This window comes from Paenibacillus arenilitoris (assembly GCF_014705655.1).
GTDB lineage: Bacteria > Bacillota > Bacilli > Paenibacillales > Paenibacillaceae > Pristimantibacillus > Pristimantibacillus arenilitoris.
In genome coordinates this window covers 81475-98689 of record NZ_JACXIY010000009.1, presented here as the reverse complement: position 1 = coordinate 98689, position 17215 = coordinate 81475, and the positions used below count along the sequence as shown (strand labels likewise).

The 17215-nt window shown below is 47.0% G+C and carries 8 protein-coding genes; all 8 read right to left on the bottom strand.

The genetic code is table 11. From position 1 onward, the window contains the following. Positions 1 to 143 precede the first annotated feature (143 nt). Complete coding sequence (locus IDH41_RS07415) at positions 144 to 4520, bottom strand: Ig-like domain-containing protein (RefSeq protein WP_190859667.1); 4377 nt, start codon at positions 4518 to 4520, stop codon at positions 144 to 146. A 135-nt stretch (positions 4521 to 4655) separates the two neighbouring features. Beyond that, complete coding sequence (locus tag IDH41_RS07410; protein ID WP_190859665.1) at positions 4656 to 5129, bottom strand: hypothetical protein; 474 nt, start codon at positions 5127 to 5129, stop codon at positions 4656 to 4658. 162 nt (positions 5130 to 5291) lie between these two features. After that, positions 5292 to 6506, bottom strand: coding sequence for a methionine adenosyltransferase (gene metK, locus IDH41_RS07405; protein WP_190859664.1), 1215 nt, complete (start codon positions 6504 to 6506; stop codon positions 5292 to 5294). A gap of 153 nt (positions 6507 to 6659) precedes the next feature. Beyond that, on the bottom strand, positions 6660 to 6941 hold the full coding sequence (locus IDH41_RS07400; protein WP_190859662.1) for an alpha/beta-type small acid-soluble spore protein: 282 nt from the start codon (positions 6939 to 6941) through the stop codon (positions 6660 to 6662). Between the two features lie 112 nt (positions 6942 to 7053). Next, positions 7054 to 7482 carry a hypothetical protein gene (locus IDH41_RS07395; protein WP_317890696.1) on the bottom strand — a complete coding sequence of 143 codons (429 nt, stop codon included), beginning with the start codon at positions 7480 to 7482 and terminating at the stop codon, positions 7054 to 7056. Positions 7483 to 7622: 140 nt separating this feature from the next. Next, positions 7623 to 9704, bottom strand: a complete 2082-nt coding sequence (locus IDH41_RS07390; RefSeq protein WP_190859660.1) for a hypothetical protein — start codon at positions 9702 to 9704, stop codon at positions 7623 to 7625. A gap of 208 nt (positions 9705 to 9912) precedes the next feature. After that, positions 9913 to 12477 carry an S-layer homology domain-containing protein gene (locus tag IDH41_RS07385; RefSeq protein ID WP_190859658.1) on the bottom strand — a complete coding sequence of 855 codons (2565 nt, stop codon included), beginning with the start codon at positions 12475 to 12477 and terminating at the stop codon, positions 9913 to 9915. A gap of 474 nt (positions 12478 to 12951) precedes the next feature. Further along, the gene (locus IDH41_RS07380; protein ID WP_190859656.1) at positions 12952 to 17076 is read right to left on the bottom strand and encodes an S-layer homology domain-containing protein; all 4125 of its coding nucleotides are present in this window, start codon (positions 17074 to 17076) and stop codon (positions 12952 to 12954) included. Positions 17077 to 17215: the final 139 nt, after the last annotated feature.

The window sequence follows — 17215 nt, the reverse complement described above, 5'->3', positions numbered from 1 at the left end:
AGAGCTGCCTAAAAGTTCCGTATGATAAAAGAGTACTATCACTTTCGGACGAGTGAAAACTATTACCTATTTGCGCGTCTTTTTACATAAAAAACCTCTATCTGGGTTTATCTGTCTCCCGAGATAGAGGTTTGAAGGAATGGCTATGCCGAAATAAATTTAATATGCTGCAGCAAGCGCAAAATCATGACTGCGCCTTCGGCCCTGGTGGCATTCGTAAGCGGGCTCATCGTCGTGGCCGTCTTGCCGTTCATCAGTCCGATATAGACCGCCTTGGCGACATCCGTCTGCGCGTAGGCGCTGATTTTGCCGCGATCCGTGAATTTGGACAGATAGCTGGATGCAGTCGACGGCAGCGACACGTTCACGTCCGCGGCCTTGGCGGCGCGAATCATCATGACCGCCATCTCCTGTCGGCTGATGTAAGCGTTCGGCTTGAAGGTGCCGTCCGTATTCCCGAGCACGATGCCGGCGGCCGAAGCCGCGCCGATGTAGGCGCCCATCGTCGTGTTTTGATTCACGTCCACAAACTTCGCCGCCGCGTTCCGGTCCCCGCCGAGTCCAAGCCCTTTGGCGATGTACGTCGCGAATTCGCCGCGCGTAATCGCGCTTTGCGGTGCGAATTTCCCCGCCCCCCGGCCGTCCACGATAAACTTGCGGGACAGCGTATGGATGGCGCTTGCCGCCCAGTGCGTCGACACGTCCGTGAAGCTGGCCGAATTTCGGACGAACGCATAGGCGCTGTTGCCCTTGCGCTTGAAGGAAGCCGTCGTCCGGCCGCCGGAAGTGGCGATCGTCGTCGGCACGTACGATATCGATCCGGCGATCGGATCGTACCAGACGACGCTGGATTGGCTGGGGTCCACGATCGAACCCGTTTGAATGGTACGGGTCACATAACTGTTAAGCTTCGTAAGCTCCCTTTCCTGCGTACCGTTCATAATCGAAACCTGATAATGAACCGGGCCTGCGATTAATTGCGCGTTCGAGCCATTAATCGAAGACATAAGGGTTGCCGTTTTCGTTGATGTTCCCTGATCGATCTCGATAAGTACGTGATTCGTAATTCCGCTGCCGTTAAACATTGTTCCAGCTTCGACGTAATTGATCGCGCTGATAGGAAGCTCGTATGTCACGTCGCCATGCTGCACGGCGAAAACCGTACTGCCGCCTTGTCTCGAGGCCATGTCGAGCGCCAGGACCGGAATCGCGACGATGGCCGCCCTTTCGCTGCTCGGCACCTTGAAGGCAATCCGAGGATCGGTCATTCCCGCCGTCCTCGCCGTCTGGTAAGCCTTCAAAAATTTATCGCTCGCGATTGTGTAACGCGTGGCAGACGTTCCCGCAGGAGATACATCCGTCGATGCGGTCGCTGCAGACGTCTTAAGCCCTACCCCGCCCCCGTCGGCCGCTTCATAATCCCCCGTTAAGCCGTCAAACATCGAGGTTTGATTCGCCACATTGACGTTCGTGAAGCTGTTAATTAGCTGACCGCTGTTCGTTTTAATACCCACCGAGCTCGAAAAATAGGAAATCGTAGCTTGATCGCCTACCGCCGCCGGCGAGGAAAGCGTCAGCACGACGGAAGTGCTGCCCATCTCAACCTTCGTTACCATCCTTGCCACTTCGTTAATTTTTACAAAAAACAAACTGCTTGAAGGAATGGATGACGTATTTAAATATTCATTGAACGTCAGCGTCAGGGTCGCTCCCTTCAGGATGGAACCGATCATCGAATTCGAAGAGCCCGAGCCGCTTCCGTTGGCAGACACGGATTGAAAGGATTGCGCCGAATTTCCCTGTGCGTCCGTTACCCTGTTCGTGGCTGCGATATAGGAAACAACGACTGACTGCCCTGCACTTATCGTGGATGACAAGGTCAAGATTACGCTATCGCCCGATACGCTGACTTGACTGACGGCAGTAAGAACTTGATCGACAAAAACCGTGTACTGATAGCCGGATGGCGCCGACTGCGGATTAATGATCTCGTCATATCTCAAAATAACCGAGGAACCGCTGGCGCTAATTGATTGCAGCACGGGCCCTCTTGCATCAGCAGAAGCATACAAATTATAGTTGCTGATTGCATTCACATAATTGCCTAACGTATCGCGCAGCGGATATGGCCCTGGATTATACGTTACTCTTACATACTGTCCGCTTTGAATGCTGCCGTTGATGGATAAATAAACGGAAGCGCCGTTGCTTGATATCGCGGTGGCCGCATAGTTCGTGCCTCCCACGTTGACTATGAATTGCGTGTAGGCATAGCTATTCGGCTGCTCCAGCGCTTTATTGAAGATCAGCGTGACGGAGCTTCCCGCGGCGGTACCGCCTGTTAATACCGGACTCGTCGGATCCAATGCGCCAGTAACATCTACGTTTGAAAGACTTGCCGCCTGGTTTCCGGTCAAATCTTGTACGAGCCCCGTATCCGGCTTTGTATAGGAAAGCTTAACGGTCTGCCCATTAACGATAGGGCTCTCTAAAGTTAATTCCACGGCGTCGCCAATTATTCGTACGGCCGTAACCGTTCGAGGCGCACCGTTTACCGATACGTAATAACTGCCCGGAGACGGCTGAAGCCATGCGTTCAGCTCCTCGTTATAGATAATCTTGATCTTGGAGCCGGATGACTCCGCCTTTGTTACCGTTGGCGATGCCGTATCCGAACCAACCGTTTTGAACGTCCATTGATATTCGTTCAATATCCCGACAAACCCGTTGCCGGCTAAATCGGTTACTGCGTTAGCGGCAATGGAAATATAATAAGAAGTCGCCCTCGTCAATGGGGCCGTAATCAATAATCGTCTGCTGTCGTTCGGATCAACGGAATAATTGGCAACGATCGGAGCCGGAGCATTCGTACCGGTTTGATGAATGCGCACCGCATTCGGATCGCTGCCTTTCCTGATCGGTTCGCTGAAGGTTGCCACGAACGTCGCATTTTCCGATACGGTTGTTGATTGGTTGACCGGGCTTAAGGAGCTGATCGTAGGCCGCACGGTATCCTGCGTTACCTTAAAGGTCCAAACATTTTTCGAGGAAACGCCCGAATGGAAATTGCCCGCAGCATCCCGTATAGCCCGACTGCCGAAGACGACATAATATTGCGTTTCATTAACGAATGGTTTCGCCGCTTCTCCCGTGATCGCTTTATTTGCATCGATCGTGATTTGATACGTTCCTCCCCCCGTCACCCGCTCCGAAGTGACCGGGATGCTTTTAAAAAGCGTATCGTTCGCCGCATTGCGGATTTCAATATTGCCGTTGCTAGGAAATACCGGTTCGTTAAACGTCATTTGCAGCAGCGTGTTCACGTTTCCTGCAGTACCGTTGTTCAGAGGCGAGAAGGCCGTTATGTCAGGAGGATCGGATTCATTGCCCGGATCCGTGCTGAAATTCCAAATGGAAGCTCCGGCGATTCCATGATACCATTGATCTCCGTATGGATCCGGCTGCGTGAAAGCCCCCGGCTCAATCAGTACGTAGTAAGCGGTATTGGCCTCAAAATTGGATCCCGGCGTTATGGTAACCGTATTTCCGTTCACGCCAATCTGAGAAGACAAAGCGTTAAACTTTGCAAAGGTCGTATTGTTGCTTACCCTTCTAATTTCAACGAATTTTCCGGTTCGGGCCTGAACGGCTCTATCGAAGGTGATGCTCAGCACCGGATTAATCGTCGACACGGAAGTCGCATTATCCGCCGGCACAAGAGTCGCGATATTCACCGGAGCGGCTGCCGTCGTAAAGCTCCAGGCTGCTCCATCATAGATATTGCCCGATGCGTCTTGAATGGCCCCTGCAGGAATATTCACCGTATAGGCCGTATTGGGCTGAAGCGCAGCCGGAGGCTGAATGGTGATCGCATTCGAACCGCTTCCTCTGACCGCATCGGATGTGACGGAAATCGTTCTCACATCTTCAACTGAGCTGACTTGTATATTTCCTCTGGCCGCATACACGGGTTCGCTAAAGGTAACCGTAATAGGCGAAGTAATGGAAACGGCATTCCCGACAGGCAACCAACCGGTATGCCAAGGTTTTGTCGCGTCTGTTGCAATAACCGTCCGAAAGTTCCAACTGCTCGCATTCGTTAACCCGGCGTAGCCCGCACCATTGGAGACGTTAACAAACGCGCCTGCATCGATTAAAACGTAATAGTCCGTATTGAAAGCCAAATCGTATGTAGGATTAATCGTTACGATCCTCTGCGAAGCGTCGATTGAAACTTGCGATGAGGTTACGTTCAAGCTCTCTACTAATCGGCTTGTCGCATATTCGTAAATCGAAATAAACGTAGAGCTGGAGCCTTTTACAATATTTTCGTCGAAGGTCAGTTTCATATCCGCTGCAACCGGAACATTGACCAGGTCGTCCGCAGGGCTCAGGCTTAATACAACCGGTCCTGCGGAGGCCGCCGCAGCCTGCTGAGTGGTAGTTCCCCAACCTGCATAGCTTAATTGCAGCATCAGCATAACGGCGCATAACAAACACAGCTTGCCGGTACGATTCATTCCATTCACTCCTCAAAAAAAACAGTCGTACTTTATTTGTCGGTTTATGGAAATGAATAATTTAGGGTAAACGAAAAAAAGAGCACCCGTTGCAGATTTGATCTGCTCCGGATACTCTATATCTATCGGATGCGATTACTTGATTCGCTTCAGCTCGCGTATGTCCGTCTCTTGTTCCAAAGAGCGCAATGCCAGTGCCTCCAAAATTTTATCCTGCCGCTCCTGGCCCTTCTTGAGCTCGCTTAGCTCGCCGAGGATTCGGTGAATATCGAAAGACAAAGCCTCAAACCTTGCGTCCGCCTCATCCTGGCGATCGCGTATCGCGGTAACGATCAGGTTGAGCTCCTTCTGGCCGGATTCCAGCGACTCCATTCTCGTCTCGAGCGAACCCATTCTTGTTTCGATCGATTCCATTCTCGTCTCGAGCGAACCTATTCTTGTTTCTATCGATTCCATTCTCGTCTCGATGGAACCCATTCTTGTTTCGAACGATTCCATTCTCGTCTCGAGCGACCCTATTCTCGAACCCAGATTCTCGTTCATTTCGACCATTCTGGCTTCCATCACTTCGAACTTTTGCAGCAGCAAGTCCAATTTTGCTTCGGACATCCATAAGAACCTCCTGTATATGAGAATACAGTTCGAAAGCAATCCCGTCCTTCAGTGACTATGCTTTTACTTAAACTAACGATATCGGTTTTTGCCGTACGATGTCAATACGAAAAAAAAGACCCCGTACTCGAAAGAGCACCGGGTCTCTGAATGATTCGATTATACGCCGCTTTGAACGCCGGCGTCCGCTTTCAGCTTCTCCGCTTTGTCGACACGCTCCCAAGGGAGGTCGACGTCTGTGCGGCCGAAATGGCCGTATGCGGCAGTCTGCGCGTAGATCGGACGGCGAAGGTCGAGCATTTTGATAATGCCTGCTGGACGGAGGTCGAAATTGTTGTTGATCAACTCAACCAGCTTCTCTTCCGAAATGCGGCCTGTTCCGTACGTGTCGACGTTAATCGATACGGGCTTCGCCACGCCGATCGCGTAGGCGAGCTGGATTTCGCATTTCTCGGCAAGACCGGCAGCAACGATGTTCTTCGCTACATAGCGAGCCGCGTATGCCGCGGAACGGTCAACCTTCGTCGGATCCTTGCCGGAGAAAGCGCCGCCGCCGTGGCGTGCGTAGCCGCCGTACGTGTCGACGATGATTTTGCGTCCGGTAAGACCGGCATCCCCTTGCGGTCCGCCGATAACGAAACGGCCCGTCGGGTTAATGAAATATTTTGTCTGTTCATCCAGCCACTCCACAGGAACGACCGGCTTAATGACTTGCTCGAGGATATCCTTCTGGATTTGCTCCAGCGTAATTTCTTCGGCATGCTGCGTAGATACGACGATCGTATCTACGCGAACCGGCTTACCGTCCACGTATTCGATCGTAACCTGCGTTTTGCCGTCCGGACGGAGGTAAGGAAGCGTGTCATCCTTGCGTACTTCCGACAAGCGCCGCGCAATGCGGTGCGACAGGGCGATCGGAAGCGGCATAAGCTCAGGCGTCTCGTTCGTCGCGAAGCCGAACATCAAGCCTTGGTCGCCTGCCCCGATGTCTTCGTTCTCCTGCTTCATATCCTTGCCTTCGCGGGTTTCAAGCGCGGCGTTTACGCCTTGCGCGATATCGGCCGATTGCTCGTTAAGCGACGTCAGAACCGCGCAGGTGGACGAGTCGAAGCCGTACTTCGCGCGAGTATAGCCGATTTCCTTGATTTTGCGGCGCGCGATGGCCGAAATATCGACGTAATCCGCGCGGCTGCTAATTTCCCCAATAACTAATACAAGACCCGTTGCTACAGAAACCTCGCAAGCGACACGAGCATATGGATCTGCTTCGAGGAATGCATCCAAGACAGCATCTGAAATTTGGTCGCAAATTTTATCGGGATGGCCTTCCGTAACCGATTCCGATGTGAACAAGTGGCGTCCTTTTACCGACATCCGTATCAACCTCCTACAACCTTATTATGTTATAAGTGCAGATGTCCTACACAAAAAATGAACCTTTCCCCGAAGGAAAAGGTTGTTAGACAACTCTTCTAAAACATTATGATACCGAAAATGTCGCTTTGTGTCAATGGACGCCCAGTTTTCTTACTGCAATTGGTAACCGTTCAGCACGCTTTCCGCTTGCGAAACGAGGCGCTTCGTAATTTCGCCGCCAACCGATCCCGCCTGGCGCGTCGACAACGTCGACCAATGCACGCTGTTTCCGCCGCTGGAACCAGCCGCTCCAAGTTCACCGGCGAATTCCGTATCCGCCGAACCATTTGCGTATCCGCCGTTCATTAAGCCGAATTCGGCCGCGATTTCATACTTCATTTGATTCAAAGCCGCTTTGCAGGTTGGTACGACCACTTTATTCGAACGACTCATAATTAGACACCTCCGTTGAATGTAAGAACACGATGTTAGTGTGCATCGATCGCTTACATTTGAAGCGTATAATCTGTTGTCAGTCCGGGTAAAATGTAGCACATCGCCCAGCTTACTGGATCGTGTAGCTGCCTCTAACCAGAACGGTCAGCCCGTTCTTCTGAGCCGGGTCCGGGAGGATGCCGCGTCCCTCGCGCGGGAACAGCAGCAAATGGTTCGTCGGCACGGCTTTGCCCTTCGTCAGATCGCTGCCCGCCGTCAAGTCCGAGATGCCGTTCGCGTCCGAGCTGTAGGCAATCGCCTTACCGACGCGCACGATTACTTCCGTTCCTTGTCCGGCCATCAGCGTCTTGCCTGCTGGGACGGCTACGACTTCCAGGGAAGCCTCCCCTACCGTACCTGTTGTGCCGTCACCCGCGCCAAGCTTGGCCAACTGCTCGTCGACGTAGCTTTTCGTTACGACGGGATCTTCGACGGAGCCGGGGGTCAGTGCATTCGATTCCGCTTCAAGCGGAGACACGAAGTTCGCGCCAACCCACACCCCAGCCCCCAATACTACTACAGCAACTAAACCGCGTATTGCATTTTGTTTCCCTTTCACTTGGCAATCTCCTCTCAATCTCGCATCTCTATAAAGATACTACTAGATTTTAGAAGGAGAAACCAGTTTTTCTTTGGGTTTTAATGATTTCCGTCTAGCCAGTTGATTGTAGACGAAAATTTGATATCCTTTGAGAATAATTTTTTCTTATTCCCATTAAACGTCTCATATACATTCAATGTGTAGCTACTCCAATATTTATTTTGTTCCATTGGCTTGCTTATCGAGTTATAGTTCTCTCCGGTTTGCCACTGAATGCTTCCTTCCGATTTTCCTTCCATATCCACAACTTGGGACCAAATAACTTCATTAGATGGCTCATACTCTAATTCAAACAATAACTTAGATTGACTAAAACCATCGTAACCGTAATCTCTGTTTACAACTCCACCTAAGTCGATTTCTAATGAGTCTTCATATGCAAATACATTAAAGTGATTAAGTGACACTTGGTAAGGACCTACTTTGATTTGGTCATATCTTAAAGTATCTTGATTTTCAACTGGTAAGCCAAATTGAACGGCACGAATATATCCTGTTGGCTTTGCGGTTGATTCTTTTACCAATCCTGTATCATCGAAAGCTTCTCCAAGTATTAATTGAAGCCCCTCGTTACTCACGTTTGGCGGTAGCTCAGTGTATGCAATAATCTGATCTTTATTGGTTGGACTAATAGCTTCAGCAGATTTTACAACTGTCGCTTCGTAATAATTACCATCCTCGGTTTTAAAATAACCTGCAAACAATGGGAGCATGTTACTTCTTGTTTGATTATTTGTCACGTCCATAAATACGGCATAAATTTCGTTTGTATCACCACTATAGGTTCTTACATCTGTCACTGTCACACTCATTTGTGATCCATTCGATTTCTGGGTATAAACATTATTAAACGAAACTGAATAGATTGCTGTAACATCAGACTTTGTTACTTCAGCAACCTGAACTTTGTCTTCTCCAACAGTTTCATTCAGTTCTAGCTCGAATTTATTCCACTGATATTCATAAGGCAACTTGCCTACAAATGTTATTGTCGTTGATCCACCTGGTGCAAGTCCGATATCCCCGTTATTTTTAATGGTTTGACTCGTTAGATTGATGTTGCCATCAACAATCATTGTACCGCTTAGTTCAGGCAAAGGAAGATATACCGATTCTTTATTCGTTACCAAAAGCTTTGCTACGATATTATCGTCATTATTCCATGGAAAGCGTTGAACGGACTGGAGATTAACTTCATAAGTACCATTTTCATCTGTAAATGTTTTTCTTGATGAAGTAGTGTTACTTATTTTTACTGGCACTTCAAAAATAACAACCGGCAATTCAACTTGAACCGTTTCTGAAGATCCTGCTTTTTGTGTAATTATTAATTTCCAACCAGTTGTAGGAACAGTTGCTGGTATCGTTCCATACAGTCGAATGGAATTCAAAACGGTCGGTTCAAGCGTTAGATTTTGATCAGCCGTATTTTTTACTTTTAATTGAAAAAGTCCTTTTGACGTTTGCATATAATAAGAATATTCAGGAAGCGCAACTCCTATTTTATTGGTATTTCTTGCAACATAAGACATGTTAATCGAATAATCATCACCTGATTTGGTTACATTAACTTGGTCAATCCTTACATTAACATTCGAATTGTTAACTTTTACTCCCTTGTAGCCACCAGCCTTTACTTGGTTGGAGTAGCCTGCAGGAAATGTGAATTGACCTACAGTCCTTTCATAACCTGGCACCGAAAAATCAAATTTTATAAAGGATAAAACCAATTGATCAAGTGTTACACTTGCATTAACTTCGCTGTAATAAGTTAATGATACTGAAGATTTGGGACTTATACTTTTTTTGTTATCTTTATCCAAAAGGGTTAAAGAGTAGCTCGTCCCGCCTTTCGATTTTAATCGAGCCCAATAATCGACCAGATTGATTGAGGAACTGTCCCCATTATAAATCGTAAAAGTGAAACTTGCAGTTGCCCCTTTTGTACTTGGAATCAAATTAGCATCTGTTAACTGCACATATGAGGCTTTAGTCAAGTAAACTTTTTTGTTAACTGAAGGATCTGATGCAGCAAAGGATAGTGGAATTGAGCTCATCAATACAAAGACAGCAATGAATAAAGATAAAAGCACCGTTCTTTTTTTAAAGTTTGTAGTCATGTTTGTTCAATCACTCCGTATTCATAAGATTTAACATATTAGACGCAAATGTGACTGGATTAGTTTCGAAATCAATAATTTTTTACATCCTCGCCAATACTTTTACTATAGCTTGTTTTCATGAACAGTGTGTGAACATGGTGTTTAAGTATAAAAAAAGAAAGCTGAGAGCCTGGCTCTCAGCTTTCTAGTTATGATCTTAGAAGTCTTAGTAAGCTTTAACGATGATTACGCCAGCTTCTGCAATACCGCCGTAAGATACACCGCTAGCTTGAACGACAACTTTGTATTGGTTTGCACCAGTACCGTAGTTAGTGCCGTCAGCTGCAACACGAAGATCTGTAAACGAACCAACCGAAACGGAATCGAACGTATCTTGAGTTACATAAATTTGAGTATCAGCAGTTACTACATAATTTGCACCAGCAGCAACGATTGTTTTTGTAGCATTGTCAACTGTCAGCGTTCCAGCTTCAGCAGTACGAGCTACATGCGCTACATCTTCATAAAGCGCGTTGTTTGCAACACCATCATCTGTCAGCTTGACAAGATCATACTTTGTCAAAGTGTTCAGTGTAGTATAAGCATCGCCGTCGATTGCGAATTCTTTATCTTCGCCATCAACTTTGATGAATGCAGAGTAAGTCGACTCAGTGGCGCTTGTCGCAACTTTCTTCGTGCTTACAAGCAGACCGTTTACTGCAGGAAGGTCAGCAGCGTCCCCATCGGAAGTTACAACTACATATTTAGCTACACCAGCTTCTGCTTTAACAACAACTTCGTCGCCTTTGCTTACGTCAGCAGCGGCTCCTACAGCTACCGTAGTGTCAGCACCGTCAACAGTAACTTTCAGGTAGATCGTGTTGCTGTTAAGAACATAGTTCATGTCAGTAGCGCCAGTTTCAACTGTCAACTTGGTAGCAGTTACCTCATTAACTTCATAAGCTGCATTAAGGTTAACAGCAGCAGAAACTTGAGCTGGTGTCAATGCGATGTTACCATCACCATCGAATTTAAGCTCGATAAGCTTCTCATCCAAAGTGATTACATCAGCGTCTTTAGTGTAAGCTGTTACTTTCTTCGAATCTTTCAACGAGTAGTAAACAACTTTATACCATACAGGCAGAGTCACTTCGCCATCAATAAGACGCGAAACTGGAGCGTCTGGAGCTTCATATACCACTGCATATTGGCTGTTATCTACAGCAGATGCAGTTGCGTAGTATACGATCTTACCGTCTTTGTTCAGGTAATAAGTGTACTCAGTACCGATGTTCGCAGCAGTCAGATCGTCACCGTCTTGAATAGCAACGTAGGATTTGCCGCCAACTTGGTAAGTCACGTCAGAACCACTCAGGCCAACAGACTCAAGTTTGCCAGTAACAACGTTACGAGTCGCAACAACGTTAATAGCTTCGCCTGCGTCATTTACAAGAACATTGATTACATCGTCTTCTTTCAGATCAGCAAGCGCTACTGCTTCACCGTTGAGGGAAATAGCGGAGCTGCTTACCACTTTGAAAGTACCACCGTTTTTAGTCGTTACGCGGCTGTAATCGTTGTAAGCTACAACCTCGTCAAGAAGGATGTTTGCATCCCAATCATTAACCAATAGAGCTTGAACTTTACCATCGCCGTTCAGTTGAAGGACTACTTCTTTACCGTTAGCGAGGTCATAAGTGTTAGCTTGGCTATCCGTGTTGTCGTAAATGAAGAGGTTGGAAAGAGCTTCATACTCTTTAGCACCGTCATTCACTTCGATGTAAGTAGAATCGCCAACATCATTAATTGCGTCAGATGTAGCAACTACGATGTTTTTAGCGTCCTGCGCATCCGTTACAGCAAGAACGTCACCGTCTTTGTTGTAAAGAACGCTAACTGTGTGGCCAAGAAGACCAGCAAGTTTTTTACCGCCAGTTACAAAGAAGCTAGCAGCAGTATCTTCACGGGAGCCGTTCAGACCCACTTCTTTGTCGCTGTTCAAAGATGCAGCAGTCAGAACTTTATCAGCGCTGCTACCAAGCTTGTTGATCAATGGAACAAGTGGAGAACCAGTAGTAATCACTTTACCATTTTTATCAACGTCAACTTGATTGCCGTCTGCGTCATAACCAACAAGCGTTTCGCCCAGTGCGTTCGAAGTCAGTTCAGCAACAATGCCGCGATTTGCAAGAGTGCCTGTCGCGATGTCGATGTTGCCAAACAAGCCAATTTCGTCAGCTTGCAGCAAAACGTTGTACGGCCAAGATCCAGACAAGTATTTGTCTTGGTATCCGAGAGCGCGAACGATAATCGCTACTACCTCTTCAAACTTAACGTTATCGCTTGGACGGTAGTTGCCGTTATAACCTTGGATAATGCCCTTAGTTGTAGCAACATTAATGTAGCCTGTATACCAAGCGTTAGCCTTAACGTCTTTATACGAAGGCTTAACATTTTGCATCAAGCTAGCTGCAGTTTCGTTGCCAGTAGCGATAACAATGATTTTCGCAAGTTCAGCGCGGGTAATCGCGTTGTCTGGCTTAAATGTTCCATCTTCATAACCTTGGATAATGCCCAGAGCCGAAAGCTCTTCTACTGCGGATTGTACCGGCTTGCCAACCACGTCAGATGGCGTAGCTGCGAATGCTGGAACCGCTGTTGGAATGACAAGAGCGGAAGCCAATGCGAATGCTGCTAATTTTTTCTTCATAACCTTTGTTTTTCCTCCTCTAAAATGCTTCGGTTGTTGAGAGTTTTCTTTAGAAACTAATGAATTGCTCGTTTCCCTCATAGCCGATTCACCCCCTTCCCAGAGTTGAGCATGGATTAGATATAAATGATGTCTACAATCATGATAAACCCTTATGTAAGATCATGTTGTAGAAACTTGTAAATAAAGTGTGAAAATTGCTAGAGTCGCGCCACCACTATAACATTATACAATGGGCCACTCTCACCGTAAAGAGGAACTTGAGAATTCATTCCAATTCCGTCCTGGAAAGACAGGGCTTGCGGATCATTTCCGTCGTTTTAACAACATCATGTAATTAAACGCATGTGATTCGGAAAAGTTGCGATGTTTCGAAAAAACTTTTTAAGTTTTTTCAGAATCTTGTCTTCCTTCATCTATGTAGTGCGCGCGCGAGGCGCATTTGCTACTTTGCTAGTATAGCTTGTTTCGATAGACGAGTATATGCAAAAACTTTTCCATGGATAATGTTTCTGTACACAGAAAGACCGGCGCCTCCGCCGGTCTAATTCATGGTTATTTTTGACCGTAAATCTTAGGAAGCTTCTTCAAATCAGCCATGACTCTGGCCATAATAATGGCAGCGTCGCTTCGGAGCAGCTTCGCCTTCGGTTCAAAGACGGAACCGCTCTTGGGATTGCTTGGATCGATGAGCGCGCCTTGAATAAAGCCTTTCTTCTGGATAGCGATTACGGCCGGGATCGAGTAGTAATCGAAGCTTCCGGAGTCCTTAAACGCCTTATCTAACGCGGTCTTGGCTTTCTTAGCGTCCGTCTCCAGCTTCAGGTTAAGAGCTCGAGCTAATACAACCGACGCGTCCTGGCGGGATAAATCGACATCCTCGTCGAAGAAGCCAGGTCTTGTCCCCCTTACAAAGCCCGCGCGAGCTGCTGTCTCTATATAGCGGTAATCATAAATGGAATTGGCATTATTGGCATTCGTAATCGTCTCAGGATAATAGGTAAAATGCATGCCTCCGCCATAATTCAACGGAATATCCAGCGCTCGGATAATCATGCGCGTAAATTCTCCGCGAGTGACGTAGCGGTCGGCTCCGAATACCCCAATCGGGTCAACGGCATTCATTACCCCTTTTGCATAGATCGCTTCCATTGCTTCACGCGCATAAGGATGATCATTGATGTCGTTATAGCCGCGCGTCAGTTTGGCTGCGACATAATAGCCGAATTTGGTAAATGGCACCGTTACCGTGCGGTCCTTTTCGTTAACAACGCCGCCGATGTTTTCCCACGTGCTGTTATAAGGATCGAATCGGAACACAGTAATTGTCGTTCCTGCAGCTTGAGCGACACTGGCATCGTAAGCGACGGTAAGCTCGCCCGGTTCTGTCGGAACGAGTTCAAGGCCAAATTGATTCCATCTCTTGGCAAAGCTATCCGTCGATTTTCCCTCAATATTTGGGAAAGGGAATGGATCTTGACCAGTGTTAACGGGATCAAAGGAGGCGCTCTCCGGATCGTCCGCCTGGCCGCCGTCGATCCAGAATAAAGGGCTCGCCTTAATATACTGTCTCGCCTGATCCTGGAAGCGATAGCCGATATGAAGGTTTCCTTCCGCCGTACTGTTCGCCGAATAGTTCGCAGGCTGGCTTTCGAACTCATGCCGATCCACTATTCCGTCATTCGGACTTGCAATTGAGAACAGGATATCGTTGCCGCTGTAAACTTGTCCGGCATGGCTCGTTGAGTCGTTGTAAGAAGGACGGACAAGCTTCGTATTGCTCTCGAACGAAAGCTCGAGGCTTCCGTCAAACGCTTTATGCGTCTTCTTCATCGTTTCCATAAACTGCGCTCCCGGAATTGTGGCGGGCTGATACTGGACCTCAAAAGTATCTTCGATTTCATCCTGACCGCGAGTAATCGTGAATTCGATTTCGTTTGCTTTATTCGGCTTCAAATCCTTAACCGTCAAGCTGAACGCATCGATATACTGCGGCGTACTCTGGCTGTAATCAATGTACTTGACCTTCTTCGCCATTTCCTTGCCGATTACGAGCGTCTCGGCTCCCGGAGCAGCGATGATAACCTCGACAAAGTTTTGATTTGTCGTAAGCTTCTCATCAAGCGGCGCGTATCGGGTATAAGGAATCGAGGTGGCGTCGATTTCCATCCGGTACGTTGCTCTAGGGCCTGCTTCACCGCTGTTGAATACCGTAATTACGTAAACCTGCGAGCTGCCGTCAGCAGGCATCTCTTGATTGATGATTTTGAAATAGAAATACTGTCCTTCGACATCATAAAAGAAATCGATTTTAGCATCCGGCGTTGAAGCATTATGTTCATGAGCCGGATCGGATGTTGGCGTTCGATAAGGCGTCGTCTCATAACCGACAATCGGTACGCCATTTTTGGTTGGTGTGAACTCCTTCGACAAGTCCCACTTCACTTCGGAATTCCAGTTAGGCGATGAAATCGTAACTTTATAATTCTTCTTATCGGTAATATTCGAAATTCCAGTCGCAAAGCTCGCTTCGCCGCCCAAATCGACAAAATCAAACGTACCATATACGTTTAGGCGCGCTTCCTTCGTTGTATAGATACTGCCCTGCATCGGGAAATTCGCGTCATTCGGCAGCGGCTTGGTCAATGTTGCGCTATACGGATAAACACCATCCGTATTAGGCGCTGGAATGACTGGCAGGTTCGTCGGGACGACGGTAAATTTCAACGTATTCTCATAATTATTTTTAGCCGTGCGGAATACGAATTTAACCGTATTTTCTCCCGCTTTGTTAAGAACGTTAAAAATCGTTGCAGGCGTGCTTAAATTTTTCGGTCTAAAAGACGTAGCTGAACCATTTGTCTCCAATGGAATTTCTACATTATTAATATAAAGAAATACGGATTGCTTTTTATTGTTACCTGGATCATCTGCATAAATAACTTCCGCTTCATTCGCAATGTTGAACAGTTGACCGCTGAATAGCCCCAGTTTATTCAACAGCGTTAACGGATTCGTATCCTTCACCGAATCGTATTCAACCTTCATACCCTCGACAAGCGTATTAAACTTCACATAAGGGCCATATAAAAGCTTTGCCACGATGGTTTTCACTTCGGTGGAACCATTCGTGCTGCTTTTTAAATTAACCTTAATGGTGTTCGTGCCCGATGTCGGAAGCTTATTGATCTCAACGAACAACCTCAAAAACGGTACCGATTGATTGTTTACCGTACGATAAACAATTTCGGTATGATTAATTTGCTTGAAGCTCGATCCGGTACCGCCTTCAACATTCAATATATCGGAATACGTTCCCATACCTGCGTAATTTCCTATCAGTACTTCTAAGCCCATCGGCATCGAATACACATTTACACCGTCACTCGGAATATCCGTCCCTTGAAGTCCTTGCAGACGACCTACGTTGACGGTCGGAGAGGACATGGATGGAACATATCCGGACAAATAATTAATATCAAAGATAAAAGCCTTGCCTTTGTCCCGCAAAACAAATGTATTCCATTCCGAACTTTGATAAATGCTGTTATTCGGCGCAAATATCCGGAATTGATTTTCCACATCAAACGCAAGAGTCGGCAAGCTGAATGTATAGGATACAGTTATAAACTTCGTCGAACTGTCGATAACGGTTGGTGAAACCGTAATTGAATTTGCATCCGGATAGGTTGAGGAGGCAACCGTATCCCCGGCTTCCTTATGCTCCAATCTTAGCATGTTTTGGAGATTAGCAGCTGTTGGCGCAATTGTATTTGCCGGAGTTCCGTTCAGATCTTTCAATGGGAGCGGCAAAATGACTTTACCGGTTACTTTAATATCATCCACATCTGCAGCTACGGTTGAGAAGTTCAAATTCGGTTCATAGGCTGCAGTCGATGTAGTGTCTTTTACATGCAAATCGTAAAAAGTTACCTCTCCATTATAAAAGGCGATTTCACGGGTTGTTTCAACGATTTGCCCATTATTGTGAACCTTAAGTATAACGGTATTAATTCCCTTCTGAATACTTAGCAGCGATGTACTGAATCGACTATCGCTGGAAGAAGTGGATACGTTAAACTCGTAGCTTCGTCCGTTAATAACAACTGTAATCTTCTGAGCGTTCGGCGCTTTGCCGGAAATGACGATATCGCCGGTTTGCTTAATAACCGGAGCAGTTGAATAAAGCATGGTCGGTTCGTCTTCGGCCATCGTAAAATCTTTGTTTTCAAATGTAACCTTCAGATCATAAAGCATAGGGCTGTTACGGTATTCAATATAGATGGCTTCGCTGACGGTCGATGTGCCTGCGATTCCTTTAAACGTAATTTTATTTAAACCGGGAAAGAGCGTTAAGTTTGAAATCTTAAGCTTGTTGTCCCCTGCCGTCGTAGAAATACCCGTAGTGATCTCTTCTGTTTTATTTACTTCTCTCTCGGTTGTACCGTCCCAAGTAATTTGTTTTACATTGTAGCTAATCGAATTGCCGACAACGCCGTTAATGGTCCCTTCGAGCGTGACGCTCTGGTCGGATACGATCCGCGCGTTGCCCGGCCTGTCCTGCTCGTTGGGAAACAAAAAGTACGAGCCCGCGGCCGAAGCCTGTTGAGAGGCACCGAACGGAGGCAGCAGCGTAATTAGCAGCGCCAAAGAAAGAATAAGCGAAACGACTCTCTTCAAAACAAATTTCCTCCTTTATGTATATAACGTGCATGGTTATCAAAATAATGGACGAAACGGCAGCGATTCCACATACTCTCTATAAAAAAACCTCCCTTTTCATCCTTAGCAGATCAGGCTGCATTTACAGTAATGACCC

What these genes read in the sequence shown, in the direction of transcription:
- IDH41_RS07410 (WP_190859665.1), bottom strand. Translation starts at nt 5,129, where the DNA reads ATGTCCGAAGCAAAATTGGACTTGCTGCTGCAAAAGTTCGAAGTGATG.
- IDH41_RS07415 (WP_190859667.1), bottom strand. Translation starts at nt 4,520, where the DNA reads ATGAATCGTACCGGCAAGCTGTGTTTGTTATGCGCCGTTATGCTGATG.
- IDH41_RS07385 (WP_190859658.1), bottom strand. Translation starts at nt 12,477, where the DNA reads ATGAGGGAAACGAGCAATTCATTAGTTTCTAAAGAAAACTCTCAACAA.
- IDH41_RS07400 (WP_190859662.1), bottom strand. Translation starts at nt 6,941, where the DNA reads ATGAGTCGTTCGAATAAAGTGGTCGTACCAACCTGCAAAGCGGCTTTG.
- metK (WP_190859664.1), bottom strand. Translation starts at nt 6,506, where the DNA reads ATGTCGGTAAAAGGACGCCACTTGTTCACATCGGAATCGGTTACGGAA.
- IDH41_RS07390 (WP_190859660.1), bottom strand. Translation starts at nt 9,704, where the DNA reads ATGACTACAAACTTTAAAAAAAGAACGGTGCTTTTATCTTTATTCATT.